Origin of the sequence: Pseudocitrobacter cyperus (assembly GCF_039889165.1) — a bacterium.
GTDB classification, from domain to species: Bacteria; Pseudomonadota; Gammaproteobacteria; order Enterobacterales; family Enterobacteriaceae; genus Pseudocitrobacter; species Pseudocitrobacter cyperus.
Genome location: NZ_JAYMYY010000002.1, coordinates 417628 through 442978, shown reverse-complemented (window position 1 = coordinate 442978; position 25351 = coordinate 417628). Strand labels below are relative to the sequence as shown.

At 53.3% G+C, this 25351-nt stretch carries 25 protein-coding genes, 1 other RNA gene and 1 pseudogene; 12 read left to right on the top strand and 15 right to left on the bottom strand.

Annotated elements, in window-relative coordinates; all coding sequences use genetic code 11:
* Positions 1–468: 468 nt before the first annotated feature.
* The gene (garD, locus tag VSR74_RS10860; protein WP_347794748.1) at positions 469–2040 is read right to left on the bottom strand and encodes a galactarate dehydratase; all 1572 of its coding nucleotides are present in this window, start codon (positions 2038–2040) and stop codon (positions 469–471) included.
* A gap of 404 nt (positions 2041–2444) precedes the next feature.
* Between garD and garP the strand changes: the two genes are divergently transcribed.
* From garP to VSR74_RS10825, 7 genes and pseudogenes are all read left to right on the top strand, one after another.
* Complete coding sequence (garP, locus tag VSR74_RS10855; protein ID WP_347794747.1) at positions 2445–3776, top strand: galactarate/glucarate/glycerate transporter GarP; 1332 nt, start codon at positions 2445–2447, stop codon at positions 3774–3776.
* A gap of 28 nt (positions 3777–3804) precedes the next feature.
* Positions 3805–4575 carry a 2-dehydro-3-deoxyglucarate aldolase gene (gene garL, locus VSR74_RS10850; RefSeq protein WP_347794746.1) on the top strand — a complete coding sequence of 257 codons (771 nt, stop codon included), beginning with the start codon at positions 3805–3807 and terminating at the stop codon, positions 4573–4575.
* A gap of 30 nt (positions 4576–4605) precedes the next feature.
* Positions 4606–5496, top strand: a complete 891-nt coding sequence (gene garR / locus VSR74_RS10845; protein WP_347794745.1) for a 2-hydroxy-3-oxopropionate reductase — start codon at positions 4606–4608, stop codon at positions 5494–5496.
* 84 nt (positions 5497–5580) lie between these two features.
* Positions 5581–6726, top strand: a complete 1146-nt coding sequence (garK, locus tag VSR74_RS10840; RefSeq protein ID WP_347794744.1) for a glycerate 2-kinase — start codon at positions 5581–5583, stop codon at positions 6724–6726.
* 32 nt (positions 6727–6758) lie between these two features.
* Positions 6759–7139: RNase P RNA component class A (rnpB, locus tag VSR74_RS10835), an RNA gene on the top strand.
* Positions 7140–7468: 329 nt separating this feature from the next.
* Positions 7469–8776, top strand: a complete 1308-nt coding sequence (locus tag VSR74_RS10830) for an SLC5/6 family protein (RefSeq protein WP_347794743.1) — start codon at positions 7469–7471, stop codon at positions 8774–8776.
* A 27-nt stretch (positions 8777–8803) separates the two neighbouring features.
* Positions 8804–10117: pseudogene (locus VSR74_RS10825) on the top strand (L-cysteine desulfidase family protein).
* A gap of 34 nt (positions 10118–10151) precedes the next feature.
* Here the strand turns inward: VSR74_RS10825 and VSR74_RS10820 are convergent.
* Positions 10152–10307 (bottom strand): hypothetical protein, encoded by a 156-nt coding sequence (locus tag VSR74_RS10820; RefSeq protein ID WP_347794742.1) that lies wholly within the window; start codon positions 10305–10307, stop codon positions 10152–10154.
* A gap of 25 nt (positions 10308–10332) precedes the next feature.
* Complete coding sequence (locus tag VSR74_RS10815; RefSeq protein WP_347794741.1) at positions 10333–11034, bottom strand: pirin family protein; 702 nt, start codon at positions 11032–11034, stop codon at positions 10333–10335.
* 105 nt (positions 11035–11139) lie between these two features.
* On the opposite strand from VSR74_RS10815, the gene VSR74_RS10810 reads away from it, so the two are divergent.
* The gene (locus tag VSR74_RS10810; protein WP_015962907.1) at positions 11140–12036 is read left to right on the top strand and encodes a LysR family transcriptional regulator; all 897 of its coding nucleotides are present in this window, start codon (positions 11140–11142) and stop codon (positions 12034–12036) included.
* Positions 12037–12168: 132 nt separating this feature from the next.
* On the opposite strand, the gene VSR74_RS10805 is transcribed toward VSR74_RS10810, so the two are convergent.
* The 3 genes from VSR74_RS10805 to VSR74_RS10795 form a co-directional block, all read right to left on the bottom strand.
* The gene (locus VSR74_RS10805; RefSeq protein ID WP_347794740.1) at positions 12169–12534 is read right to left on the bottom strand and encodes a DUF805 domain-containing protein; all 366 of its coding nucleotides are present in this window, start codon (positions 12532–12534) and stop codon (positions 12169–12171) included.
* Positions 12535–12661: 127 nt separating this feature from the next.
* Positions 12662–13648 carry a glutathione S-transferase family protein gene (locus tag VSR74_RS10800; RefSeq protein WP_347794739.1) on the bottom strand — a complete coding sequence of 329 codons (987 nt, stop codon included), beginning with the start codon at positions 13646–13648 and terminating at the stop codon, positions 12662–12664.
* Positions 13649–13713: 65 nt separating this feature from the next.
* Complete coding sequence (locus VSR74_RS10795; RefSeq protein ID WP_347794738.1) at positions 13714–14106, bottom strand: DoxX family protein; 393 nt, start codon at positions 14104–14106, stop codon at positions 13714–13716.
* 227 nt (positions 14107–14333) lie between these two features.
* On the opposite strand from VSR74_RS10795, the gene VSR74_RS10790 reads away from it, so the two are divergent.
* The gene (locus VSR74_RS10790; protein WP_347794737.1) at positions 14334–14768 is read left to right on the top strand and encodes an RpnC/YadD family protein; all 435 of its coding nucleotides are present in this window, start codon (positions 14334–14336) and stop codon (positions 14766–14768) included.
* Between the two features lie 38 nt (positions 14769–14806).
* Here the strand turns inward: VSR74_RS10790 and VSR74_RS10785 are convergent, their stop codons facing one another.
* From VSR74_RS10785 to exuT, 8 genes are all read right to left on the bottom strand, one after another.
* Positions 14807–15088, bottom strand: coding sequence for a YqjK-like family protein (locus VSR74_RS10785; protein ID WP_015962912.1), 282 nt, complete (start codon positions 15086–15088; stop codon positions 14807–14809).
* Positions 15081–15479 carry a phage holin family protein gene (locus tag VSR74_RS10780; protein ID WP_347794736.1) on the bottom strand — a complete coding sequence of 133 codons (399 nt, stop codon included), beginning with the start codon at positions 15477–15479 and terminating at the stop codon, positions 15081–15083. Before VSR74_RS10780 ends, VSR74_RS10785 begins: the two co-directional genes overlap by 8 nt.
* 2 nt (positions 15480–15481) lie before the next feature.
* Positions 15482–15787 (bottom strand): ElaB/YgaM/YqjD family protein, encoded by a 306-nt coding sequence (locus VSR74_RS10775; protein WP_015962914.1) that lies wholly within the window; start codon positions 15785–15787, stop codon positions 15482–15484.
* Positions 15788–15816: 29 nt separating this feature from the next.
* Complete coding sequence (locus VSR74_RS10770; RefSeq protein WP_347794735.1) at positions 15817–16185, bottom strand: DUF1090 domain-containing protein; 369 nt, start codon at positions 16183–16185, stop codon at positions 15817–15819.
* Positions 16186–16317: 132 nt separating this feature from the next.
* Entirely contained in the window at positions 16318–16701 is a 384-nt protein-coding gene (mzrA, locus tag VSR74_RS10765) for an EnvZ/OmpR regulon moderator MzrA (protein WP_347794734.1), read from the bottom strand.
* Positions 16701–17366, bottom strand: coding sequence for a DedA family general envelope maintenance protein YqjA (yqjA, locus tag VSR74_RS10760; protein WP_347794733.1), 666 nt, complete (start codon positions 17364–17366; stop codon positions 16701–16703). The genes mzrA and yqjA overlap by 1 nt, the downstream gene beginning before the upstream one ends.
* Before the next feature lie 319 nt (positions 17367–17685).
* On the bottom strand, positions 17686–18462 hold the full coding sequence (gene exuR, locus VSR74_RS10755; RefSeq protein WP_347794732.1) for a transcriptional regulator ExuR: 777 nt from the start codon (positions 18460–18462) through the stop codon (positions 17686–17688).
* A 126-nt stretch (positions 18463–18588) separates the two neighbouring features.
* Complete coding sequence (exuT, locus tag VSR74_RS10750; protein ID WP_347794731.1) at positions 18589–19884, bottom strand: hexuronate transporter ExuT; 1296 nt, start codon at positions 19882–19884, stop codon at positions 18589–18591.
* A gap of 460 nt (positions 19885–20344) precedes the next feature.
* Between exuT and uxaC the strand changes: the two genes are divergently transcribed.
* The 3 genes from uxaC (at position 20345) to VSR74_RS10735 (ending at position 23893) form a co-directional block, all read left to right on the top strand.
* Positions 20345–21757, top strand: a complete 1413-nt coding sequence (gene uxaC / locus VSR74_RS10745; protein ID WP_347794730.1) for a glucuronate isomerase — start codon at positions 20345–20347, stop codon at positions 21755–21757.
* A gap of 14 nt (positions 21758–21771) precedes the next feature.
* A complete protein-coding gene (locus tag VSR74_RS10740; protein WP_347794729.1) occupies positions 21772–23259 on the top strand; it encodes a UxaA family hydrolase in 1488 nt (495 codons plus the stop codon).
* Between the two features lie 82 nt (positions 23260–23341).
* Positions 23342–23893: a YgjV family protein gene (locus tag VSR74_RS10735; protein WP_347794728.1), complete on the top strand. Its 552-nt coding sequence runs from the start codon at positions 23342–23344 to the stop codon at positions 23891–23893.
* A 19-nt stretch (positions 23894–23912) separates the two neighbouring features.
* Here VSR74_RS10735 and sstT read toward each other — a convergent pair whose 3' ends face one another.
* A complete protein-coding gene (gene sstT, locus VSR74_RS10730) occupies positions 23913–25157 on the bottom strand; it encodes a serine/threonine transporter SstT (protein WP_347794727.1) in 1245 nt (414 codons plus the stop codon).
* Positions 25158–25351 lie beyond the last annotated feature (194 nt).

The following is a 25351-nucleotide window of genomic DNA, read 5'->3' as shown; positions in this document are numbered from 1 at the left end:
TCTCTCAATCATGATGATGAAAAGGCACGAAAAGGCGGAGCCGGAACGCGGCATTCGGATTACACGCCTGGAATGACTAACTGAGCGTACAGGCAGAGCGGCTCCTGAATCCCCCTTCACTTTACAAAAAGACCCTATAATGGAGATGCTCAGCCCCCACTGGAAAATCGCGACGACTTACTTTGCCAATGTGATAGCTGGCTTTAGGCAAGCGATCCCCCTGACATTGATTAAAGCAATAGCCACACTAAAATCGGTAATAAAAAAGTTTAGGAAACAACCCTGAAAATAATACGTTATTAGTACTGCTTCGTTGGCGGCTGAGCATGCCGGAAGATCGCTAAATATGAAGGGTACGATTATGCGCGCTCCTGACACCGTGGCTTACTCGCCAGCGAGCAAAGAGATGGCAGGCAATAAAAACATGGCCCTAAAGCCATGTTTTGCGAGGAATATACCAGAAGGATATCAGGTCACTGGTGCCGGGTTAAAAACAGCCAACTGGTTATGCAACCCCCACTGATCCGAGAAGGTTTTTTTCTTCCCGCTGGCGACATCCAGAATGAACTGGAACAGCTTCCAGCCCACATCCTCAATCGTTTCTTCCCCGGTGGCGATGGTGCCAGCGTTGATGTCCATTAAGTCATACCAGCGGTTTGCCAGTTCAGTACGTGTCGCCATCTTAATAACCGGAACGGCCATCAAACCGTAAGGCGTACCGCGCCCGGTGGTGAACACCTGCACCGTAATGCCGGAAGCCACCTGCTGTGTGCCACAGACAAAATCGCTGGCGGGCGTTGCCGCGTAGATCAGCCCGCGTTTGGTTGGGCGTTGACCGGGCGAGAGCACTTCCACAATCGCGCTTTTGCCTGATTTGGCAATCGAGCCGAGCGCTTTTTCCACTACGTTTGCCAGCCCGCCTTTTTTGTTGCCGGGGGACGGGTTGGCGCTGCGGTCAGTTTTGCCCATATCAAGATAGTTATCATACCAGGCCATCTCTTCCAGCAGACGTTTCCCGACCTCTTCGTTAATGGCGCGGGGCGTCAGCAGGTGGATAGCATCACGTACTTCAGTCACCTCTGAGAACATCACGGTTGCGCCGCAGCGCACCAGCAGATCGGAGGCGTAACCTACAGCCGGGTTCGCCGTCACGCCTGAGAATGCATCGCTGCCGCCGCACTGCATGCCGACGACCAGTTCAGATGCCGGGCAGGTCTCACGCTGGCGCGCGTTCAGTTTTTTCAGGTGACGTTCAGCCACCTGCAAAATATCATCAACCATCGATTTAAAACCGACGTGCTGTTCATCCTGCAAACGCACAATGCTGGCGCTGTCGACCGGGATGGCATTTACGTCCGGCGTACCTTCGAGCAGGCGTTCCGGCTGGAGTTTTTCGCAGCCGAGGCCAATCACCATCACTTCGCCGCCAAAGTTCGGGTTCAGGGCGATATTGTGGATCGTGCGGATGGGGACGATAGCGGCAGGTGCATTAATCGCCACGCCGCAGCCGTAGAGATGATTCAGGCCGACAACACCATCCACGTTGGGATATTTCGGCAGCAGGTCGCGTTCGATAATTTTGACGACATAATCAACGACACCTGCGACGCAGTGGACGCTGGTGGAGATCCCCAGCAGGTTTTTCGTCCCCACGCTGCCATCGGCGTTGCGATAGCCCTCAAAGGTGTAGCCCTCAAGCGCGGGCAGCGGCTCCGGTACTTTGGTCGCCAGCGGCAGGGTATTTAGCGGCGGCGCTTCCGGTAGTGCGACAGTAGACTCGTCAATCCAACTGCCTTTGACGATGTCGCGCACGGCGTAGCCAATGACTTCACCATAGCGGATGATTTCGCCGTTAAGAGGAATATCCACTAATGCCACCTTATGGCCTTGCGGAATATGTTCAATTAACTCCAGGCCATCAGGAAAGCGCGTTCCTGCCTTTAAGCCATTATCATTGACAATAATCGCGACATTATCTGTATCGTGCACTTTTATATAAAATGCTTTTGGCGCGTCTTGCCTTATTTCGATGTTAGCCATTGTCCAGTATTCTCCAGCCAGGTGGTAAACCTTAAAATTTACAATAAAGGGTATCGCTTTCTGACGAAGCAAAATTAATACACCGCGTGATGGCATCAAGAATGTCAGGAGTTTGCGGGTAAAAATGTGACTTAGATCACCACTTAATGTCCTCTCATCTCTGACAGGACGGGCAATACGTAAATCTGTGCATTAGCGCCCATGGTGATGGGCATATGCTCAATAGTATGCGTTATTAAAATATTCAAATTGTGGAAATGCACAGTGTGCAGGCCAGCGATGCTGATTATACTGAATCACGATTTCATTGTGTCTGGTTAGATATTCGATAATAAATAACCAGTGAAATATGTCTTCGTACAAAATAAATAATATAAGGCACTCTGTACCCGAGGATAAATAAAATGATGCTGGATACTGCTGTCGAATCGAAAAAAATTGTGCCAACCCGATATTTAATTTTATTAATCATCTTTATTGTTACTGCCGTTAACTACGCGGATCGCGCCACTTTATCCATTGCGGGTACCGAAGTGGCAAAAGAGCTGCAGCTGAGCGCAGTTTCCATGGGCTATATCTTCTCTGCGTTTGGCTGGGCTTACCTGCTAATGCAAATTCCAGGCGGCTGGCTACTCGATAAATTCGGCTCGAAGAAAGTTTACTCCTACAGCCTCTTCTTCTGGTCACTGTTTACCTTCCTGCAGGGCTTTGTGGATATGTTCCCGCTGGCATGGGCCGGCATTTCTATGTTCTTTATGCGTTTTATGCTGGGTTTCTCCGAGGCGCCATCCTTCCCGGCGAACGCCCGCATTGTGGCGGCCTGGTTCCCGACCAAAGAGCGCGGCACCGCGTCCGCAATCTTTAACTCAGCGCAGTATTTCTCACTGGCGCTCTTCTCGCCGCTGCTGGGCTGGCTGACCTTCGCATGGGGCTGGGAACACGTCTTTACCGTGATGGGGGTGATTGGTTTTGTCCTTACTGCGCTGTGGATCAAGCTCATTCATAACCCGACCGACCACCCACGCATGTCGGCGGAGGAGCTGAAGTTTATCTCCGAAAATGGCGCAGTGGTCGACATGGACCACAAAAAGCCAGGCAGCACGACACAGGGGCCAAAACTCCATTACATCAAGCAGTTGTTGAGCAACCGCATGATGCTGGGGGTGTTCTTCGGGCAATACTTTATCAACACCATCACCTGGTTCTTCCTCACCTGGTTCCCGATCTATCTGGTGCAGGAAAAAGGGATGTCGATTCTGAAAGTGGGCCTGGTGGCATCGATTCCGGCACTGTGCGGGTTCGCCGGTGGTGTACTGGGTGGCGTGTTCTCGGATTATCTGATTAAACGCGGGGCCACCATTACGTTAGCGCGTAAGTTACCGATTGTACTGGGTATGTTGTTGGCGTCGACCATCATCCTGTGTAACTACACCGATAACACCGCGCTGGTGGTGACACTGATGGCGCTGGCCTTCTTCGGTAAAGGATTTGGCGCGCTGGGCTGGCCGGTGATTTCCGATACTGCGCCAAAAGAGATTGTAGGCCTGTGCGGCGGGGTATTTAACGTGTTTGGCAACGTAGCCTCCATTGTCACTCCGCTGGTCATTGGTTATCTGGTTAGTGAACTGCACTCCTTTAACGCCGCGTTGGTCTTCGTCGGCTGTTCGGCACTGATGGCGATGTTTTGCTACCTGTTTGTCGTCGGCGACATCAAGCGTATGGAATTGCAGAAATAATTAACGGTTAAGAGACAAGGTATAAGTGATGAATAACGATATCTTCCCGAATAAATTCAAGGCCGCGCTGGCCGCCAGACAGATTCAAATTGGCTGCTGGTCTGCGCTGGCAAGCCCTATCAGCACTGAAGTGCTGGGCCTGGCCGGGTTCGACTGGCTGGTGCTGGACGGCGAACATGCGCCAAACGATATCTCCACCTTCATTCCCCAGTTGATGGCGCTGAAAGGCAGCAGCAGTGCGCCGGTTGTTCGTGTGCCGACTAACGAGCCGGTGATTATCAAGCGCCTGCTGGACATCGGATTTTATAACTTCCTGATCCCGTTCGTGGAAACGGAAGAACACGCTGTACAGGCCGTTGCGTCCACTCGTTATCCGCCGGAAGGCATTCGCGGCGTTTCAGTATCTCACCGCGCCAATATGTTTGGCACAGTGCCTGACTACTTTGCGCAGTCGAACAAGAACATCACCATCCTGGTGCAAATCGAGAGCCAGCAGGGTGTGGATAACGTTGACGCTATCGCCGCGACCGACGGTGTGGATGGCATCTTCGTCGGCCCAAGCGACCTGGCAGCAGCATTGGGCCACCTCGGCAATGCTTCGCATCCTGACGTGCAGAAAGCCATCGCGCACATTTTTGCTCGTGCCAAAGCACACGGGAAACCGAGCGGCATTCTGGCGCCGGTAGAAGCCGATGCGCGCCGTTACCTGGAGTGGGGCGCAACGTTTGTTGCCGTCGGCAGCGATCTCGGCGTTTTCCGAAGTGCCACGCAAAAACTGGCTGATTCCTTTAAAAAATAACCACCACTGCAACAAGAGAGAGACACAATTATGACGATGAAAGTTGGTTTTATTGGCCTGGGCATTATGGGTAAACCAATGAGTAAAAACCTCATTAAAGCCGGTTACTCGCTGGTGGTTTCCGACCATAACCCGGAAGCGGTTGCTGAACTGATCGCCGCAGGCGCTGAAACCGCCACCACGGCTAAAGCGATTGCTGAACAGTGCGATGTGATTATCACCATGCTGCCGAACTCTCCCAACGTAAAAGAGGTTGCGCTGGGTGAAGGCGGAATTATCGAAGGGGCGAAGCCCGGCACTGTGCTTATCGACATGAGTTCTATTGCCCCGCTGGCGAGCCGTGAAATTAGCGAAGCGCTAAAAACGAAAGGCGTGGAGATGCTGGATGCGCCGGTGAGCGGCGGTGAACCGAAAGCGGTTGATGGCACGTTGTCCGTCATGGTTGGCGGCGACAAAGCCCTCTTCGACAAATATTACGACCTGATGAAAGCAATGGCGGGCTCGGTGGTGCACACAGGTGAAATCGGTGCGGGTAACGTTACCAAGCTGGCAAACCAGGTCATTGTGGCGCTAAACATTGCGGCGATGTCTGAAGCATTAACCCTGGCAACCAAAGCGGGCGTAAACCCGGAGCTGGTTTACCAGGCGATTCGCGGTGGTCTGGCGGGTAGCACCGTGCTGGATGCGAAAGCGCCGATGGTGATGGATCGGAATTTCAAACCAGGTTTCCGCATTGACCTGCATATAAAAGATCTGGCCAACGCGCTGGATACCTCTCACGGTGTAGGCGCGCAACTGCCGCTGACTGCCGCCGTCATGGAGATGATGCAGGCACTACGTGCCGATGGCATGGGAACGGCGGATCACAGCGCTCTGGCGTGCTACTACGAAAAACTGGCGAAAGTAGAAGTCACCCGCTAATGACGTCCAGCCCGGATGGTGTGCAGCGTCCGGGCCTACACGGGTAAAATGCCAACTGGCGTTGTGCAGTAACAGGCTAATGATATGAAAATCGTAATCGCCCCAGACTCTTATAAAGAAAGCCTTTCTGCCAGCGAGGTAGCTCAGGCGATAGAAAAAGGATTTCGGGAAATCTTTCCTGATGCGCAGTATGTGTCTGTTCCGGTCGCTGACGGCGGCGAAGGAACGGTGGAAGCGATGATTGCCGCCACCCAGGGATCTGAGCGCTCTGCCGTTGTCACCGGCCCGCTGGGCGAGAAGGTGACAGCATGCTGGGGGATCTCCGGCGACGGTAAAACGGCATTTATCGAAATGGCCGCCGCCAGTGGCCTGGCGCTTGTACCAGCAGAAAAGCGTAACCCGCTGGTGACGACCTCGCGCGGCACCGGTGAACTGATTTTGCAGGCGCTGGAGAGCGGCGCAACCAGCATCATTATCGGCATTGGCGGCAGCGCCACTAACGATGGCGGCGCAGGCATGGTACAGGCGTTGGGGGCGAAACTTCACGACGCGAACGGTACCGAAATTGGTTTTGGCGGCGGTTGCCTTAACAGCCTGAACACGATTGATATCTCGGGCCTCGATCCACGCATCAAAAATTGTACCATCCGCGTTGCCTGTGACGTCACTAATCCGCTGGTTGGCGATAACGGCGCATCACGTATCTTCGGCCCGCAGAAAGGTGCCAGTGAGGCGATGATCCACGAGCTTGATGACAACCTGTCCCACTACGCCGATATCATCAGAAAATCGCTGCACGTTGAAGTCAAAGGGGTTCCTGGTGCGGGGGCGGCGGGCGGCATGGGGGCTGCGCTGATGGCTTTTCTTGGTGCAGAACTAAAAAGCGGCATTGAGATTGTCACTACGGCGCTGAATCTGGAAGAGCATATCCACGATTGTACGCTGGTGGTCACTGGCGAAGGGCGTATCGACAGCCAGAGTATTCACGGTAAAGTGCCGGTCGGGGTGGCGAGTGTGGCGAAGAAGTACCATAAACCGGTCATTGGCATTGCGGGTAGCCTGACGAGCGATGTCGGCGTGGTTCATCAATATGGTATCGATGCGGTATTCAGCGTACTGACCAGCATCGGTTCGCTGGAAGAAGCCTTCAGGGGCGCATACGACAATATTTATCGCGCTTCGCGCAACGTTGCGGCTACGCTTGCGGTCGGAATGCGCAGTGCGGGGTGACAAGGGCGCGCAAACCCTCTATACTTCGCGCCGAAGCTGACCAGACAGTCGCCGCTTCGTCGTCGTCCTCTTCGGGGGAGACGGGCGGAGGGGAGGAAAGTCCGGGCTCCATAGGGCAAGGTGCCAGGTAACGCCTGGGGGGTGTAACAGCCCACGACCAGTGCAACAGAGAGCAAACCGCCGATGGCCCACGCAAGTGGGATCAGGTAAGGGTGAAAGGGTGCGGTAAGAGCGCACCGCGCGGCTGGCAACAGTCCGTGGCACGGTAAACTCCACCCGGAGCAAGGCCAAATAGGGGTTCATAAGGTACGGCCCGTACTGAACCCGGGTAGGCTGCTTGAGCCAGTGAGCGATTGCTGGCCTAGATGAATGACTGTCCACGACAGAACCCGGCTTATCGGTCAGTTTCACTTTTTTTATGCAAAAACCCGCTTCGGCGGGTTTTTGCATTTTAGGAGTAAAATGAATACATCACTGTGATGGTATTTAGTTGCTGTATTAATACTCTTACTATTATTTTGTTGTGATCGCATTCAAATAGAGAAAATAACAGCATATTTAATCAGGTAAATAGAAAAATATTATTTACAAGGTGAAACTATATGCTTGTTATTGGTAAGACTTTCTCCCTTCCCGCGCGTATGATTTTCTCATTCTAATGACTTGCCTGCAGCGCACGTTCCCCACATCGCCCCGGAGTGGAACGAAAATAATAAAACCCTACACACATGAGCGTAAACGTATGGAAATGGCGAGGAATACAATGTCTGGCTCGTCTGCCCCGGAGGGGATGACGGCAAACGAATGGCGGAATGCGACACGTTTTGACAGTGTTGATATCGGGTGGATCACCATGAGCATCGGAATGGCGATAGGGGCGGGCATCGTGTTTTTGCCTGTTCAGGTCGGCATCATGGGGCTGTGGGTATTTTTGCTCTCGTCGGTGGTTGGCTATCCGGCCATGTTTCTGTTTCAAAAGCTTTTTATTAATACGCTGGTGGAGTCAAAAGAGTGTACTGACTACCCCAATATTATCGCAGGCTACCTGGGTAAGAATACAGGGATGCTATTAGGCGTTCTCTATTTCATTATGTTGATTATTTGGGTATTTGTGTACACCCTGGCGATCACCAATGACAGCGCCTCTTATCTGTATACCTTCGGCGTTACCGACGGTGTGTTGTCGACGAATCCACTTTATGGATTAGGCCTTATTTGCATTTTGGTGGTTATGGCTTCCACCGGGGAAAAATTGCTCTTCAGTCTGGCCGGATTTATGGCGACGACCGTTCTGGTGGCGGTAGCAATACTCGGAATACTGATGATCCCGCACTGGAACTGGCAGCATCCTGGGGCCGTGCCGGAAATCGGGACGCTTATCAAAAATGCGATTGTGACATTGCCGTTTACCCTGACCTCTATTCTGTTTATTCAGTCACTGAGTCCGATGGTCATCGCCTACCGCGCGAAGAATCAGTCCGTTGAAGTGGCGCGCTTTAAAGCGCAACGGGCGATGCGCGTCGCTTTTGTGTTGCTGTTTGTCATCGTCTTTTTTTACGCGGTTTCTTTTTCGCTGGGGCTGTCTCATGAGCAGGCCGTAGAGGCCAGCAAAGAGAATATCTCCTCTCTGGCAATTACTGCGCGTTATATACCGGGTAATTGGGTGACTGTCGCCGGTATTGTGATCAACGTTTTTGCGGTGGTCTCTTCGTTTTTTGGCGTTTTTCTCGGTTTTCGCGAGGCATGCATGGGGCTGGTGATGAATTTCCTCCTGCGGACGCGTAAAGAAGAGGAGATCAACAAAGTGCTGCTGCGTCGGGTTGTGAGCGTGGCGATTGTGCTGATGGCCTGGGGGGCACAGGTGACTAACCTGCCGATCCTCAGTTTCACTTCCATCTGTAGCCCGATTTTTGGCCTGGTTGGGTGTTTGATCCCGGCGTTGTTGGTCTACAAGGTTCCCGCACTGCACAAATACAAAGGAGCGTCGTTGTACCTCATTATCGTCACTGGTTTGTTGCTGTGCATCTCACCGATTTTGGCATTCTCCTGAGCTCCCTGATACGTGAAGGTTATGGCTATGTTTGAAACATCATTGAACCCATTATGGCAGCAGTTTATCAGCGTGATTCAGGAAGAAGTTAAACCTGCGCTGGGGTGTACCGAACCCATTTCTCTGGCGCTGGCCGCGGCTATCGCCGCTTCTGAGCTGGATGGCGTGGTCGAGCGTATTGATGCAAAAGTATCGCCAAACCTGATGAAGAACGGTCTGGGCGTTACCGTCCCTGGTACTGGCATGGTTGGGCTGCCAGTGGCGGCGGCGCTGGGGGCGCTTGGGGGGGATGCCGAGGCGGGGCTTGAAGTGTTGAAAAATGCGACGCCTGATGCTGTCGCAGAAGCGAAAGCGCTGCTGGCGGCCGGTAAGGTGTCGGTGACGTTGCAGGAGCCCTGCGAGGATATTCTTTTCTCGCAGGCTAAAGTCTGGTGCGGTGAAGCATGGGCCTGCGTAACCATTGTTGGCGGGCACACGCATGTTGTTCGTATCGAGACGCACAACGGGGTGCAGTTTACTCAACCCGATGTTGGGCCGCGCGACGCCCGGACGTCGCCAGCCGCGGTGTTGTCTGCCACCTCTCTACAAGAGATCCTCGCCTTTGTTGAGGGGGTGCCTTTTGCGTCAATCCGTTTCATTCTCGATGCGGCAAGGCTAAATGGCGCGCTGTCGCAGGAAGGCTTGAGTGGAGAATAGGGATTGCACATTGGCGCAACGCTGGAAAAGCAGCGTGAGCGCGGTTTGCTGGCGAAGGATTTGCTGAGTGCTATTTTGATCCGTACCAGCGCCGCGTCGGATGCGCGAATGGGAGGGGCAACATTACCCGCCATGACCAATTCTGGTTCCGGAAATCAGGGGATCACCGCAACGGTTCCGGTGATGGTTGTTGCCGAGCATTTCGCCGTCGACGAGGAGCGTTTGGCGAGGGCGCTGATATTGTCGCATCTCAGCGCCATCTATATCCATCACCAGCTTCCAAAGCTTTCCGCGCTATGTGCGACGACCACTGCGGCGATGGGGGCGGCGGCAGGCATGGCGTGGCTGGCCGGTGGCGACTATCAAACGATCGCAATGGCGATCGGCAGTATGATCGGCGATGTCAGCGGAATGATTTGCGATGGCGCTTCCAATAGCTGCGCGATGAAAGTCTCCACCAGCGCGGCAGCGGCGTGGAAAGCGGTATTGTTGGCGTTGGATGGTTCGGCGGTAAGCGGTAATGAAGGTATTGTGGCGGATGATGTCGAACGCTCTATTGCTAACCTTTGTGCGCTGGCACGCCATGCTATGCAGCACACTGATAAGCAGATTATTGAGATTATGTCTCGTAAAGCGATAGCCTGAAGAAACAAAAATCCCCGGAATACCGGGGATTTTTTTATGCCGCTTCTTCTTCCGACTGGCGGATTTGGGCGTCTGCGACAATCGCTTCCAGCTCACCTAACATCTCTTCGTAACCGAAGCTGACGGGAACGGTAATCTCTGGTTTTACCTGCTTTTTTGTCTGTGCTTTCTTATTGCTTTTCTTACTCATCTGCTCACTCTTTTCATCCTGAAAATCACACAGGTAAATCTATCAGTAAAGCGCGCAGCGGCGTATCGGCAACCAGCGTTATGTTATCTTCGTCACGAATAAATGCGCCATCACCGCAGGTGAGCGCCCCTTTTTCCAGCGCCTGCGTTTCAGCGTGCACGGTACCGTGGATAGACTGCAGGTAGGCGCGAGGGCCGTTCAGGTGGAAGCTGGCTTTCTCGCCTTTTTTCAACTCGATATGGTGTATCCACACTTTCTGACGCAACTGCAGGCTGCCGCCTGCGCCATCCGGCGAAGCCAGAAGTTGCCGCACCGTATCCTCAATTTCCACTTTCTGAATCAGCGGGTTTTCGCGTTCCGGACAAGCATCCAGCCAGAGTTGCATCCGGGTGAGCGGTTTATCCTTACTCAAATTATGTTCGCTGTAGCTGATGCCCGGCTGGGTCGAAATCAGCAGCGCTTCGCCTGCTTTCGCCTGGACATGATGGCCTTCGCTGTTGCGGTACTCCGCTTCCCCTTCGAGGATGATATTGAGAATATCCACTTTCGGGTACGTTCGCGGCTGGAAGGAGGCCCCTGGTGCCAGCACTTCCTGGTTCAGGACACGCAAAGAGGCGTATCCCAGCAGTTTTGGGTCAAAGTAGTGTCCAAAGGAGAAAGTGTAGCGAGCCTGTAGCCAGCCGAAGTCCGCCTGTCCACACTGTTTGGCTGTTCGGGTAGTAATCATAGTTTTTGACCTCTCTTTACACTAAATCAATGGTAAAGGTATGGACGCTGCATTGTTAGCCAGATATTCTGCCCGCTATATTCAAATTTCCTGAATGATAAAACGATGGCTAAAGAGAGAGCATTAACGCTGGAAGCCCTGCGGGTGATGGATGCAATTGACCGTCGCGGCAGCTTTGCCGCTGCGGCTGATGAGTTGGGGCGCGTTCCGTCTGCATTAAGCTACACCATGCAAAAGCTGGAAGAAGAACTGGACGTTGTGTTGTTCGACCGCTCAGGTCATCGAACAAAATTCACTAATGTCGGGAGAATGCTTCTGGAGCGTGGGCGCGTGCTGCTGGAAGCGGCGGATAAGCTGACGACCGATGCTGAAGCACTGGCGCGCGGCTGGGAAACGCATCTGACGATTGTCACCGAAGCGCTGATCCCGACTCCGACGCTTTATCCTCTTATCGAAAAGCTGGCGGCGAAAGCGAATACCCAGCTTTCAATCATTACCGAAGTGCTGGCTGGCGCCTGGGAGCGGCTCGAGCAGGGGCGCGCGGATATCGTGATTGCACCGGATATGCACTTTCGCTCTTCGTCGGAAATTAACTCTCGTAAGCTCTATTCGGTGATGAACGTATACGTTGCCGCACCGGATCACCCCATTCATCAGGAACCCGAGCCGCTATCCGAAGTGACGCGCGTGAAATACCGCGGCGTGGCAGTGGCTGATACCGCGCGCGAGCGTCCGGTGCTTACGGTGCAGTTGCTGGATAAACAGCCGCGCCTGACGGTCACGTCGATGGAGGATAAACGCCAGGCATTGCTGGCCGGTCTAGGCGTGGCGACCATGCCTTATCCGCTGGTGGAAAAAGATATCGCCGAGGGGCGTTTGCGGGTGGTGAGCCCGGAATACACCAACGAAGTGGAAATTATCATGGCCTGGCGACGCGACAGCATGGGCGAAGCGAAGTCGTGGTGTTTGCGGGAAATTCAGAAGCTGCTGGCGGTTAAGTAGGTGTTTTCCCCTCACCCTGGCCCTCTCCCCATAGGGGAGAGGGAACCGACCGCGCTCGGGCTAATGGACTGCGCTGATTTTCTCCCTCGCCCCTATGGGGAGAGGGCGGGGTGAGGGGGGGGCAATAACGCGCTACGAAATCAACTTCGGATCTGCCCCAAAGCGGTTGTCGCCCTGTGTGCCCGCCTGGCAGTTGAAAATAATAATCACCAGCCAGCCGATAATCGGGATAAGCAGCAACAGCAGCCACCAAGCCGAGCGATCGGTGTCATGCAGACGGCGGAACTGGACGGCCCACCAGGGCAGGAAAATCAGCACACCATAAATGGTTGTCAGAATGCCTTCGCCGCTGGCGCGCTGCCAGCCCAGCATCTTATCGAGAATACCCAGCACCAGCGTAAAGATGACGTTGACCAGAATAAACATCCAGTACTCTTTACGCCGCGCGCGGCCGCCAAAACCGATGTAATTTCTGAGAACTTTGAGATACCAATCCATTTTCTGCCTCTGCTATTCGTTAATCACTTGTTTTCTAAGCGATAGAATTAAGAATAGCCGTGAATGAAATGGTGGTAAATATTGATGTCACAAATTAATAGGGCATCCCTGAGGATGCCCTGTGTCATTAGCGGAAGCGTTCATCACGCCCGTGTGGCTCGTCGAGATCCTGCCACGGCCCAATGGAAATGATTCCAGTCGGGTTGATGGTTTTATGGCTGCGGAAATAGTGATTGCGGATGTGATCGAAATTCACCGTTTCGGCAATACCTGGCATCTGATAGATATCGCGCATAAAGCCGTGCAGGTTCAGGTAATCGCTAATGCGGTGCTTGTCGCACTTAAAGTGGGTGACGTAGACCGGATCAAAACGGATAAGCGTCGTCCACAGGCGAATATCCGCTTCGGTCAACTGGTTGCCTGTCAGGTAGCGATGCTGACCGAGGATCTGCTCCAGGCGTTCCAGCGAGGTAAACACTTTCTCCACGGCCTCGCTGTAGGCCTCCTGGCTGGTGGCAAAGCCGGCTTTGTAGACGCCATTATTCACCGTATCGTAGATCCAGCCGTTCAGCTCATCAATTTGCTCACGCAGCGTAACAGGGTAGTAATCACCCGCTTTTGCGCCCAGACCATCAAAAGCCGTATTGAACATGCGAATGATTTCGGCAGATTCGTTGCTGACGATGGTGTGGTTTTTCTTATCCCACAGTACCGGCACGGTCACGCGGCCGGTGTAGTGTGGGTCGGCATGCAGATAAAGTTGATAAAGAAATTCATGCTGATACAGCGAATCGCCGGTCGCCGCCGGGAAGCTGTCATCGAAAGTCCAGCCGTTTTCCAGCATCAGCGGGTTGACGACGGAAACGGAGATAAACGGCTCCAGCCCTTTCAGTTTACGCAGGATCAGCGTGCGGTGCGCCCACGGACAGGCGAGCGAAACGTACAGGTGATAGCGATCTTTCTCGGCGGCAAATCCGCCGACGCCCGACGGGCCTGCTTCACCATCCGCAGTGAGCCAGTTACGGAATGCCGAGACTGAACGTTGAAATTTTCCCCCGGTGGATTTGGTGTCATACCAGGTATCATGCCAGACGCCGTCAATCAGTTGTCCCATTTTTTCTCTCCTTCAGATGGCAAAAGCGAGGAGATGTCTCCTCGCTTTGATTCAGTATAGTGCGATTACCATTTTTTATTCAGCACGCGGTCGATGCTGAATGCGCCCGGGCCAGTGATAGCCAGCAGCAGGAAACCGCCTGCGATGGTGAGGTTTTTCATAAACATCAGCGAGTTTACGCCTTCCGCAAAGTTACTGTGGAACAGGAACGCGGTCAGGATGGTGAAGCCCGCGGTAATCAATGCGGTGGTACGGGTCAGGAAGCCAAACAGGATTGCCAGGCCGCCGCCGAACTCAAGCAGAATAACCAGTGGCAACATAAAACCAGGAACGCCCATTGCTTCCATATATTGTTGGGTGCCCGCATAACCGGTGATTTTGCCCCAGCCCGCGGTAATGAACAGGATTGGCATCAGAATACGTGCTACCAGTACACCAACATCTTCTAATTTTTTCATCTTACAACTCCAGAGAACCCATCGGGCGAACAATGTTATTTATTGTGCAAATACACGTTGATGCCGTGTGCCTGCTGTCGATGGAAAGAAGAATACCCGCGGCCTGGATCAATTGTTAGCAAGGAAAACTGTCGAATTGCTTCAAAAATTCTGAGTAATGCAATGCAAGATGAATATTTTTGTCGAGGCTGCTCGGGGAGTGGTGAATTGCCTGCTGACGGCGAAGGTTGCCGTTACCCGTACTCGATGCGCTGGCAAGGCTTTTAGCGCCAGGTTACATTACCGAAAGCCAGTTCGAGGCGGTGATGAGCTATATCGCGCAGGCCGGCCGTTCCGCCAGTCTGTTTGTCTTTTTTCGCCGGCTGGCGCGTAAGGTACCTCAACATAAGGAGACGTTGATGACGATTGCGGAGTGGATGGAAAAAGAGCGGGAAAAAGGGATCGATTTTGGCCGTCGGTTAGGGATGAACAAAGGGCGTCGCGAAGGTATTAAGGATGGGCTCCGTAGAGGGCTTCGGGAAGGGCTTGATAAAGGTCAGCGCGAAGGCGAACGCAACGCCAAACGCCAAATCTCCCAGGCATTGTTAGCCACCGGCATCGACGTGGCGATTATCGCCAAAACCACCGGTCTGACTGTTGCCGAGATAGAAGCGCTTGCCTAAAAACAAGGCCCGGCATGGTATACCGGGCCTGTGTCAGATTAACGCAGCGTATTTTTCACCAGCCGCCAGGCGCTCCAGACGCTGAATCCGCGTCGTGCCCAGCGCACCAGCCTGTTTGGCTGACGCAACCCCCAGACGGCGAACACGCCGCTACCTGCCAGAGCCCAGGTCCGCAGGCTGAGCAGCATCGCCCATTTGCGGTCGTAGACGTGGGTGAGTTCCAGCCAGTCGCGTCGGCCCGCACTTAAGTCCAGCCGCTGTTGCTGAATCTGACTCAGCAAATACGCCTTACGTGCCTCACGCTCCTTTCGGTTACTCACGATCGTCCTCCAGCAGCGCCCGGTCATTGGCCAGTTCGTGACGCGTGTGGCGCAGCAGGGTTGAGCGTCGCACTTTACGTAACGTCCAAAGCCCGCCGATTAACGCCAGCGCCAGCAAGGTGACGGTGGTGCCAATCATCACGTTCAGCCGATATTGCGGATCGACCGCCCAGATAATCAGCACCAGCAGGCTCATCAGGCCGAAAGCGGCAAACAGCAGGGTTAAGCCAACCAGCAGTAATAGCTGGAAGATGTTGGCTTTCTCTTCTTCCAGCTCTACCACCGCAAGGCGCACCCGCGTCTCAACCATCTGCACCAGCACGGTCACCAGCCGTTGGCCGATGCCGAGGATGTTTTTCCCCGGGCCTTGTGTGTGTTGATAATCCGCCATTATTAGCGACGCGTCAGCAGCACGCCCAGTACCAGCCCGACCGCAGCCCCAATTCCCACGCCCGTCCACGGGTTCTCACGCACATAACCGTCGGCACGCGCCGCGGCTTCGCGGGTCTGTTTGGCCAGCGCATCGCTGGTTTCGCCCAGGCGATGGCGGCTCTCTTTCAGCGCGCTTTCCGCTTTACTGCGCAGCTTACTTATCTCTTCTTTCGACTTATCAGAGGAGCTATTCAATACTTCTTCCAGAGTGTCAGCCAGTGATTTCAGTTCCGCGCGCAGGTTATCTGCATTGGTATCTTTAGACATGATGCTCTCCTGTTTGAATGTCCATTTGCTTAGTACTGGCGGGACTCCAGTTCTTTAAGCTCGTACTGAGATTCCGCGAGTTTATGCTCGCGTTTCGCAATTTTATCCGCATCACCTTTTTGCTTTGCTTCCTGCAGGTCACGCTGACGTTCAGCGATCTCTTCTTTTTGCTCAGCAATTTTCTTCTGATGATCGGCGCGTAACTGGCTATCTGAGCAATGTGCTTTGACTTCACTCAGCGCTTTTTTCAGGCCATCAATACGATGTTGATTGTTATGCTTTTCGGCATAGCTTATCTCACGCTGGATATCCTGCTCTTTCTCCTGACACAGTGTCGTCGCGCTCGTGCCAGCAGTAAGGGAAAGAAGGGCGATAGTCAGTGCGATGCGGTATTTCATGTAAGAAACCTTCCATTGAGTTAAGTACATCTGAAATGTACGGGTTCCAGTAAAGGGGCAAAGGTTCAGCCCATTTACTAAAGCATAGTTATAAAATCGGGAAAGCACCAAAGCCAGTGATTAGATACAGAATTATCCAAAGCGATGCGGGCTCTCACGCAACAGTGAAAGCCAGGTCATGGCGTCGCGATCTTCATCCTGTTGAGCAATGATGTAGTCGTGCGGTAGCGTACTATCGAGCACTTTTTTGGCAGCCGCGCTCTGGGCGCTGGACTCAAACTTAATGAGTAGCGCGTCTTTTTGGGGGGTAATGCTCTTAAACTGAATGCCGTTTGCATCCAGATGATGCCAGATGGAGAAGCCATCCGGCATGCTGGTTCCCTGATTTAGCGGGCGAATCGCCAGGGTGGACTCTCTGTGCTGAAGCGTTGTCCATAACCAGAGCATGGCGCAAAACAGGAGTAGTGCGCCAAGGCTCAGGGTAAATCGACGTAGCGTTACCTGTTTCAGCCCCATTATGAGCTCCGGTTGCCGTATTTTTTCTTCCACAGAACAACCAGCGACCCCACCAGACCAATTACCAGCAGGACAACCGGCAGCAGCATCAGGCATGACATCAGCGCGTCTTCATACTTAAGGAATACCGGCGTTTTACCGAGCAGGTAACCCAGTGACGTCAGAATTAAGACCCACAGCAGGCCGCTCATCCAGTTAAAGAACTGGAAACGGGCATTATTCAGCCCCGACAGGCCCGCGATCGTCGGCAACAGCGTTCTCACGAAGGCGATAAAGCGACCAATCAACAGCGCGGAAAGACCATGTTTATGGAACAGATGATGCGCGCGCTGATGGTAATGGGCCGGGAGGTGCGAGAGCCAGTTCTGCACAATTCGCGTATTCCCCAGCCATCGCCCCTGAATATAACTCAGCCAGCAGCCAAGGCTTGCTGCGGTGGTCAGCAGAAGAATGGTTTGTGGGAAACCCAGCGCGCCTTTGGCGATTAATACGCCAATGAGTACCAGCAGGCTATCGCCCGGCAGGAAGGCGGCAGGCAACAGCCCGTTCTCAAGGAACAGGATCATAAACAAGACAAAGTAGAGCATACCGACCATGGAAGGATTCGACAGGGTTTCGAAATCCTGGCTCCATAAGGCATTTAATAACTGGGTTAATAGTTCCATTCACGATTCCTGGTACAACGATTAACGTAACGCCTGAACGAACTGCGACATTGTTGGTGTTTTAATCGGTCGCGGCTAAACACATCCGTGTTAATGGCGAAGTAAGCAATTGCTAACTCACAGAACGACAAAATGCATCTAATTGTAACAAACGCCTGGGTTTTGCGTCATAAAAATTGCACTTTGTTGAGGTTTGATTTTGCGGGTTGTGGGGGTGGGAGGCGAGGCTATTTACAAAGGCTGACACTATATATGTTTTGCTTACCCTTAATAAGACTCAGGCCAGTCTGAAGACCGGCCTGAGAAGGGATTCTGATGGCTATTTTGCGCCGTTGGCGGCGGTATCGAGATGTACCACCGGGTTCTCGGCAAACAGATAGCGGTCAGCATTAAATTCGAAGTCATCGCTGGTTTCGTTAAACAGCATCAGCTTGGTGTTCTCCAGATGCTGCCACATTGCCAGTTTGGCGGCATGTGGGTCTTTGCGGATTAACGCTTTCAGGATCTGATCGTGGTCGTCGCACCAGTTATCCACCGTGCGCGCATCAATATGCTCGTGCAGCTTTTTCCAGTACGGGTTATGGCTGCGCTGCGTCCACATTTTCTCGACGATGGCGGCAAGGGCGGTATTCTGCGTCGCCAGCGCCACCTGGATGTGGAATTGCAAATCCCACTCGGAGTCGCGAAAGCACTTCTCGTTGCGCGCTTTGTCCTGGATCTCCATCAGCTTCATGATGTCCTGTTTGGTCACCTGGGTAGCGGCAAACTCGGCAATATTGCTCTCGATGAGCTGACGCGCCTGGAGCAGTTCAAACGGGCCATAATTGGCAAATTCCATGGATTCGTCAGGCGTCTGCTGATGACGCGGCGTATTGGAGATGACATGGATGCCAGAGCCCTTACGCACTTCAACGTAGCCTTCAACTTCCAGCATAATAATGGCTTCACGAACGACAGTACGACTGACGCATTTTTCGTCAGCAATAAAGCGCTCGGCAGGCAGCTTGTCACCTACGAGATAGACGCCTTGCTCAATGCGTTCTTTCAGCTCAGCGGCAAGTTGCTGATATAAACGACGTGCGTCAGTGATTTCCATATACTCTCCAGGCAGGGTACGGCAGATTAGATTTGTTATACCACTTTTACGAGAATCTAACCATAACGCCGGATGAAAAAAGCCGCCAGAGGAGGCGGCTTTTGCTACATGATTAACACTTTCAAACTAGCTTTGCGTGGCCGGTTGATGCGTTTCCTGCTCAACCTCTTCAGCCGGTTTGTTTTTCAGCACCGTCCAGATAACCAGTGCCCCTAACAAGTCAAAGATAGCCAGGACGGCGAACAGCGGGCTAAAGCCGATGGTGTCGGCCAGCGCGCCGACGACCAGTGCAAACAGGGTGCTCGCAAGCCAGGCGGACATCCCGGTCAGGCCGTTCGCTGTTGCGACTTCGTTACGACCAAATACGTCAGAAGAGAGCGTAATCAGCGCGCCAGACAGTGCCTGGTGAGCGAAGCCGCCAATACACAGCAGGCCGATTGCGACATACGGGCTGGTGAACAGGCCAATCATACCTGGGCCAATCATCAGCAGTGCGCCCATGGTGACAACCATTTTACGGGAAACAATCAGGTTCACGCCGAACCAGCGCTGGAACAGCGGCGGCAGGTAGCCCCCAACGATACAACCCAGGTCAGCAAACAGCATTGGCATCCAGGCAAACATCGCAATTTCTTTCAGGTTAAAGCCGTAAACTTTAAACATGAACAGCGGGATCCATGCGTTGAATGTCCCCCAGGCAGGCTCTGCCAGGAAACGCGGCAGTGCAATACCCCAGAACTGACGGTTACGCAGGATCTGCGCCACAGACATTTTCTTCGCTACGCCAACCTGGTGTTGTGCTTCCTGACCGCTAATGATGTAGTCGCGTTCTTCGTCAGTCAGTTTTTTCTGGTCACGCGGGTGTTTGTAGAAGATAAGCCATGCCATCGCCCATACGAAGCTCAGCACGCCAGAGATAATGAACGCCATCTGCCAGCTATGCATGACGATAGCCCAGACCACCAGAGGCGGAGCAATCATCGCGCCGATAGAGGAACCGACGTTGAAGTAACCGACCGCGATAGAACGCTCTTTCGCTGGGAACCATTCGGAACTCGCTTTCAGACCCGCCGGGATCATCGCAGCTTCTGCCGCACCGACCGCACCACGCGCCAGCGCCAGGCCGCCCCAGCTACCCGCTAATGCGGTTGCGCCGCAGAAAACCGCCCATGCAACGGCGAAGAAGGCGTAACCAATTTTGGTACCCAGAATATCCAGCACGTAACCGGCAACAGGTTGCATCACCGTATAGGCCGCGGAGTAAGCGGCAATGATATAGGAGTATTGCTGTGTAGAAATGTGCAGCTCTTCCATCAGTGTTGGAGCAGCGGCTGCAACGGTATTACGCGTCAGGTAACCCAGCACGGTGCCCAGCGTCACCAGTGCGATCATGTACCAACGTAACCCTTTAATTTTACGCATGTAAACCTCATCGTGTCGTTATTCCGCATTTTCATACGGTTATCATCCAGTACTACGGGAGGATGTCTCAATCGAGGGGCTTACCGGGAGAACCCGATACGACCCGAACCTTGCCTTCGTACTCGTGCTTAATTCGGTATCCGTACCGTTAAGTCAGTTGTATCTTTCACCAACAATGCATTCCGTCGGCTTATGTTTAACGGGGTGCACAATAACTTGTCATACAACTTTAAAAGGTGAATGCTGTCACAAAAGAGGTAATTTGAGTGTGGATATAGGTGGTAGGTCTTGAAGCCAGTCCTGGCGCGGCCTGTGTCGCTTTTTTTACTTTTTTAATGTCATTTTTTGTCAATTTTTATTGATCTAACTCACGAAAAAATCTTCGGCTTGCTGAAATTGGTGTGATAACTTTATCGGCATTACAGATAAACATCTGACCACTCGTGAGAGGAAGACGATAATGACCCCGTTTATGACTGAAGATTTTCTGTTAGATACCGAATTTGCCCGCCGTCTGTACCACGACTACGCAAAAGATCAGCCGATTTTTGACTATCACTGCCACCTTCCGCCGCAGCAGATTGCTGAAAACTATCGTTTTAACAACCTGTATGACATCTGGCTGAAAGGCGATCACTACAAATGGCGCGCTATGCGTACCAACGGTGTGGCCGAGCGTCTGTGCACCGGCGATGCATCCGATCGTGAAAAATTTGATGCGTGGGCGGCGACGGTTCCGCACACCATCGGCAACCCGTTATACCACTGGACGCACCTCGAACTGCGCCGTCCGTTTGGCATCACCGGCAAGCTGCTTTCACCGTCTACTGCTGACGAAATCTGGAACGAATGCAACGAACTGCTGGCACAGGATAAGTTCTCCGCGCGTGGCATCATGCAGCAGATGAACGTAAAAATGGTCGGCACTACCGATGATCCGATCGACTCGCTGGAGCACCACGCGACCGTGGCTAAAGACAGCACCTTCTCCATCAAAGTGCTGCCGAGCTGGCGTCCGGATAAAGCGTTCAACATTGAACAAGCGACCTTCAACGACTACATGGCGAAACTGGGTGAAGTGTCTGACACCGATATCCGTCGTTTCACCGACCTGCAAACCGCGCTGACCAAACGCCTGGATCACTTTGCCGCGCACGGCTGTAAAGTATCTGACCACGCGCTGGATGTGGTGATGTTTGCCGAAGCGAGCGAAGCGGAACTGGACAGCATTCTGGCGCGTCGTCTGGCGGGTGAAACCCTGAGCGAGCACGAAGTGGCGCAGTTCAAAACAGCGGTACTGGTCTTCCTTGGCGCAGAATATGCCCGTCGCGAATGGGTACAGCAGTATCACATCGGCGCGCTGCGTAATAACAACCTGCGTCAGTTTAAACTGCTGGGCGCGGACGTCGGTTTCGACTCCATCAACGACCGCCCGATGGCGGAAGAGTTGTCTAAGCTGCTGAGCAAGCAGAACGAACAGAATCTGCTGCCGAAAACCATCCTGTATTGTCTGAACCCGCGCGACAACGAAGTGCTGGGCACCATGATCGGCAACTTCCAGGGCGAAGGCATGCCGGGCAAAATGCAGTTCGGTTCCGGCTGGTGGTTCAACGACCAGAAAGACGGCATGGAACGTCAGATGACCCAACTGGCGCAGCTTGGCCTGCTGAGCCGCTTCGTGGGTATGCTGACCGACAGCCGCAGCTTCCTCTCTTATACCCGTCACGAATATTTCCGTCGCATCCTGTGCCAGATGATTGGTCGCTGGGTGGCTGCGGGCGAAGCCCCGGCGGACATCCAGTTGCTGGGTGAGATGGTGAGAAATATTTGCTTTAACAATGCGCGTGACTACTTCGCCATTGAACTGAACTAAGGTCTGGGGTTGATATGCAATACATCAAGATCCATGCGCTGGATAACGTTGCGGTAGCATTAGCGGATTTGGCTGAAGGCACGGAAGTTACGGTCGACAATCAAACGGTAACGCTCCGCCAGGCGGTAGCGCGTGGGCATAAATTCACGTTGTGCCCTATTGCCAAAGGTGAAAACGTCATTAAGTATGGTTTACCGATTGGCCATGCGCTGGTGGATATTGCCGCGGGTGAGCACATTCACTCGCACAATACCCGAACCAACCTGAGCGATCTGGATACCTATAGCTATCAACCCGATTTCCAGCCTGAAGCGGCGCAGCCGGCGGATCGCGACATTAACATTTATCGTCGTGCGAACGGTGACGTTGGGGTGCGTAACGAGATCTGGATCCTGCCAACCGTGGGTTGTGTTAACGGCATTGCGCGTCAGATCCAGACCCGTTTCCTGAAAGAAACCAATGACGCCGAAGGTACCGACGGCGTGCATCTTTTCAGCCACACTTACGGCTGCTCTCAACTGGGTGACGACCATATTAACACCCGCACCATGCTGCAAAACATGGTGCGTCACCCTAACGCGGGCGCGGTGCTGGTGATTGGCCTGGGTTGCGAAAACAACCAGGTCGATGCCTTCCGCGAAACGCTGGGTGAATTTGATGCCGACCGCGTTCACTTTATGATTTGCCAACACCAGGACGATGAAGTGGAAGCGGGGATTGAGCATCTCCATCAGCTCTACAATGTGATGCGTAACGACAAGCGCGTACCGGGCAAACTGAGTGAGTTGAAGTTTGGTCTCGAGTGCGGTGGTTCCGACGGCCTCTCCGGGATCACCGCCAACCCGATGCTGGGTCGCTTCTCCGACTACGTGATTGCTAACGGCGGTACGACTGTACTGACCGAGGTGCCGGAGATGTTTGGTGCAGAACAGTTGTTGATGAGCCACTGCCGTGACGAAGAAACCTTCGGCAAGCTGGTTACGATGGTCAATGACTTCAAGCAGTACTTCATTGCCCATGACCAGCCTATCTACGAGAATCCATCACCGGGGAACAAAGCCGGTGGCATCACCACGCTGGAGGATAAATCGCTGGGCTGTACGCAGAAAGCAGGTTCCAGTAAGGTCGTTGATGTGCTGCGCTACGGCGAACGGCTGAAAACGCCGGGCCTGAATCTGTTGAGCGCGCCGGGTAACGATGCCGTGGCGACCAGCGCGCTGGCGGGTGCGGGCTGCCATATGGTGCTGTTCAGTACCGGGCGCGGTACGCCTTACGGCGGATTTGTGCCGACGGTGAAAATCGCCACCAACAGCGAACTGGCGGCGAAGAAAAAGCACTGGATCGACTTCGATGCCGGTCAGCTTATTCACGGCAAAGGGATGCCGCAGTTGCTGAACGAGTTTGTCGATGCCATTGTTGATTTTGCCAACGGCAAACAGACCTGCAACGAACGCAACGATTTCCGCGAACTGGCGATCTTTAAAAGCGGCGTCACATTGTAATAAAAATGTGATCTGATACGATAAAACGGCGTTTCACTTCCTGAAACGCCGTTTTTTTATGCTGTTCACTAAGGATCTCTCCATGACTGCGTATTGGCTTGCCCAGGGCGTAGGTGTACTCGCGTTTTTAATCGGTATCACCACCTTCATCAATCGCGATGAGCGGCGCTTTAAGTTTCAGCTCTCCCTCTACAGTGCGACCATCGGTGTGCATTTTTTCCTGATGGGGGCTATCCCGGCGGGGATGAGCGCTGAACTTAACGTCATCCGAACCATTATCTCGGTCTATACCCGCCGCATCTGGGTGATGTTTGTCTTTATCGCCCTGACGCTGATTCTTGGGTTAAGTAAACTGCACCATCCTATGGAATTACTGCCTATTGCCGGTACGGTCGCCAGTACATGGGCGTTGTTTCGCTGTAAGGGATTGTCGGTACGTTGCGTGATGTGGTGCTCCACGGCCTGCTGGGTTATTCACAACTTCTGGCTTGGCTCAATTGGCGGCACGATGATTGAAGGGAGCTTTCTGGTCATGAATGGCCTGAATATTATTCGCTTCTGGCGCATGCAACGCCGCGGGATTGACCCGTTCAACGTTGAGAAAAAGGTACAGGAAGATAGCCCCTCCGCCTGATGGCGAAAGGGCTGACAGATTAATTACGCAGTGCGTTTTTTGCCAGACGCTCATCTTCCGCTATGCATGCAGCGGCGGTAAACAGTACGTCCGTTGAGGAGTTCAGCGCGGTTTCGCAGGAGTCCTGGAGTACGCCGATGATAAAGCCCACGGCCACAACCTGCATGGCGATATCATTCGGAATGCCGAACATATTACAGGCCAGCGGGATCAGCAACAGCGAGCCGCCGGCCACACCTGATGCGCCACAGGCACACAGCGAGGCCACAACGCTTAACAGCAGCGCCGTTGGCAGATCAACAGGAATGCCGAGGGTACTGACGGCGGCCAGCGTGAGCACGGTGATGGTGATTGCCGCACCGGCCATATTGATGGTCGCGCCCAGCGGAATGGAAACGGAATAGGTGTCTTTATCCAGATTCAGCTTTTCACTTAGCGCCATATTGACCGGGATATTCGCCGCGGAACTGCGGGTAAAGAATGCATAGACGCCGCTTTCACGCAGGCAGAGCAGCACCAGCGGGTAAGGATTGCGGCGGATCTTCCACCAGACCAGCAGAGGGTTAATCACCAGCGCGACGAGCAGCATGCAGCCGACCAGAACCAGCAGCAGATGCGCATAACCCCACAGCGTATCGAAACCGGTGGTTGCAAGCGTAGAGGCCACCAGGCCGAATATACCAATTGGTGCAAAACTGATAACCAGTTTCACCATAAAGGTAACGGCGTTGGAGAAATCATTGACCAGATTTTTAGTCGTTTCGTTGCCATGACGCAGGGCGAAACCAAGGCCCACCGCCCAAACCAGAATACCGATATAGTTAGCATTCAGCAGCGCGTGGATCGGGTTGGCGACGACGCTCATCAACAATCCGCGCATGACGTCGACAATGCCTGACGGCGGCACAATATCAGTGGCGGAGCTCGTCAGATGCAGCGTAGAAGGGAAGAGGAAACTGAACACGACGGCAGTGAGCGCTGCGCTGAACGTCCCCAGCAAATAGAGAAACAGAATCGGGCGAATACTGGTTTTTTGCCCATGCTGGTGGTTGGCTATCGAAGCCATGACCAGCATCAGAACCAGAACCGGTGCGACGGCTTTCAGCGCGCCGACGAACAGTGTTCCAAGGAGCCCGACAGCGATTGCCGCTGGTTTTGAGATCCATGCCAGCAGAATGCCGAGAATCAATCCGATGAGGATTTTTTTTACCAGACTACCCTGCGTAAACCTGCGCAGCAGCCCGCTTGTTGGTTGCGTTGTCATTTCTGTGTCCTTGAATATGTTGTGTCAGCCATCCTGAGGTGCTCTGAAGGCACTTTATATCAGAATGTAACAAATGTTTGCATGGTCGAGTATAAAGAAACGGCGGCAAGGTGGAAGTGCAAAATGCTGGTTTTTTATCTTAGATCTTACTTCTTAACTATTCATGAACATTATTTTGACATTTGTGGGTGTTT

What these genes read in the sequence shown, in the direction of transcription:
- yqjA (WP_347794733.1), bottom strand. Translation starts at nt 17,366, where the DNA reads ATGGAACTATTAACCCAGTTATTAAATGCCTTATGGAGCCAGGATTTC.
- garR (WP_347794745.1), top strand. Translation starts at nt 4,606, where the DNA reads ATGACGATGAAAGTTGGTTTTATTGGCCTGGGCATTATGGGTAAACCA.
- VSR74_RS10740 (WP_347794729.1), top strand. Translation starts at nt 21,772, where the DNA reads ATGCAATACATCAAGATCCATGCGCTGGATAACGTTGCGGTAGCATTA.
- uxaC (WP_347794730.1), top strand. Translation starts at nt 20,345, where the DNA reads ATGACCCCGTTTATGACTGAAGATTTTCTGTTAGATACCGAATTTGCC.
- VSR74_RS10795 (WP_347794738.1), bottom strand. Translation starts at nt 14,106, where the DNA reads ATGAAAAAATTAGAAGATGTTGGTGTACTGGTAGCACGTATTCTGATG.
- exuT (WP_347794731.1), bottom strand. Translation starts at nt 19,884, where the DNA reads ATGCGTAAAATTAAAGGGTTACGTTGGTACATGATCGCACTGGTGACG.
- VSR74_RS10820 (WP_347794742.1), bottom strand. Translation starts at nt 10,307, where the DNA reads ATGAGTAAGAAAAGCAATAAGAAAGCACAGACAAAAAAGCAGGTAAAA.
- VSR74_RS10805 (WP_347794740.1), bottom strand. Translation starts at nt 12,534, where the DNA reads ATGGATTGGTATCTCAAAGTTCTCAGAAATTACATCGGTTTTGGCGGC.
- VSR74_RS10770 (WP_347794735.1), bottom strand. Translation starts at nt 16,185, where the DNA reads ATGAAATACCGCATCGCACTGACTATCGCCCTTCTTTCCCTTACTGCT.
- sstT (WP_347794727.1), bottom strand. Translation starts at nt 25,157, where the DNA reads ATGACAACGCAACCAACAAGCGGGCTGCTGCGCAGGTTTACGCAGGGT.
- VSR74_RS10775 (WP_015962914.1), bottom strand. Translation starts at nt 15,787, where the DNA reads ATGTCTAAAGATACCAATGCAGATAACCTGCGCGCGGAACTGAAATCA.
- garP (WP_347794747.1), top strand. Translation starts at nt 2,445, where the DNA reads ATGATGCTGGATACTGCTGTCGAATCGAAAAAAATTGTGCCAACCCGA.
- exuR (WP_347794732.1), bottom strand. Translation starts at nt 18,462, where the DNA reads ATGGAAATCACTGACGCACGTCGTTTATATCAGCAACTTGCCGCTGAG.
- VSR74_RS10810 (WP_015962907.1), top strand. Translation starts at nt 11,140, where the DNA reads ATGGCTAAAGAGAGAGCATTAACGCTGGAAGCCCTGCGGGTGATGGAT.
- VSR74_RS10815 (WP_347794741.1), bottom strand. Translation starts at nt 11,034, where the DNA reads ATGATTACTACCCGAACAGCCAAACAGTGTGGACAGGCGGACTTCGGC.
- VSR74_RS10800 (WP_347794739.1), bottom strand. Translation starts at nt 13,648, where the DNA reads ATGGGACAACTGATTGACGGCGTCTGGCATGATACCTGGTATGACACC.
- garD (WP_347794748.1), bottom strand. Translation starts at nt 2,040, where the DNA reads ATGGCTAACATCGAAATAAGGCAAGACGCGCCAAAAGCATTTTATATA.
- VSR74_RS10830 (WP_347794743.1), top strand. Translation starts at nt 7,469, where the DNA reads ATGGAAATGGCGAGGAATACAATGTCTGGCTCGTCTGCCCCGGAGGGG.
- garL (WP_347794746.1), top strand. Translation starts at nt 3,805, where the DNA reads ATGAATAACGATATCTTCCCGAATAAATTCAAGGCCGCGCTGGCCGCC.
- VSR74_RS10735 (WP_347794728.1), top strand. Translation starts at nt 23,342, where the DNA reads ATGACTGCGTATTGGCTTGCCCAGGGCGTAGGTGTACTCGCGTTTTTA.
- mzrA (WP_347794734.1), bottom strand. Translation starts at nt 16,701, where the DNA reads ATGGGGCTGAAACAGGTAACGCTACGTCGATTTACCCTGAGCCTTGGC.
- garK (WP_347794744.1), top strand. Translation starts at nt 5,581, where the DNA reads ATGAAAATCGTAATCGCCCCAGACTCTTATAAAGAAAGCCTTTCTGCC.
- VSR74_RS10780 (WP_347794736.1), bottom strand. Translation starts at nt 15,479, where the DNA reads ATGGCGGATTATCAACACACACAAGGCCCGGGGAAAAACATCCTCGGC.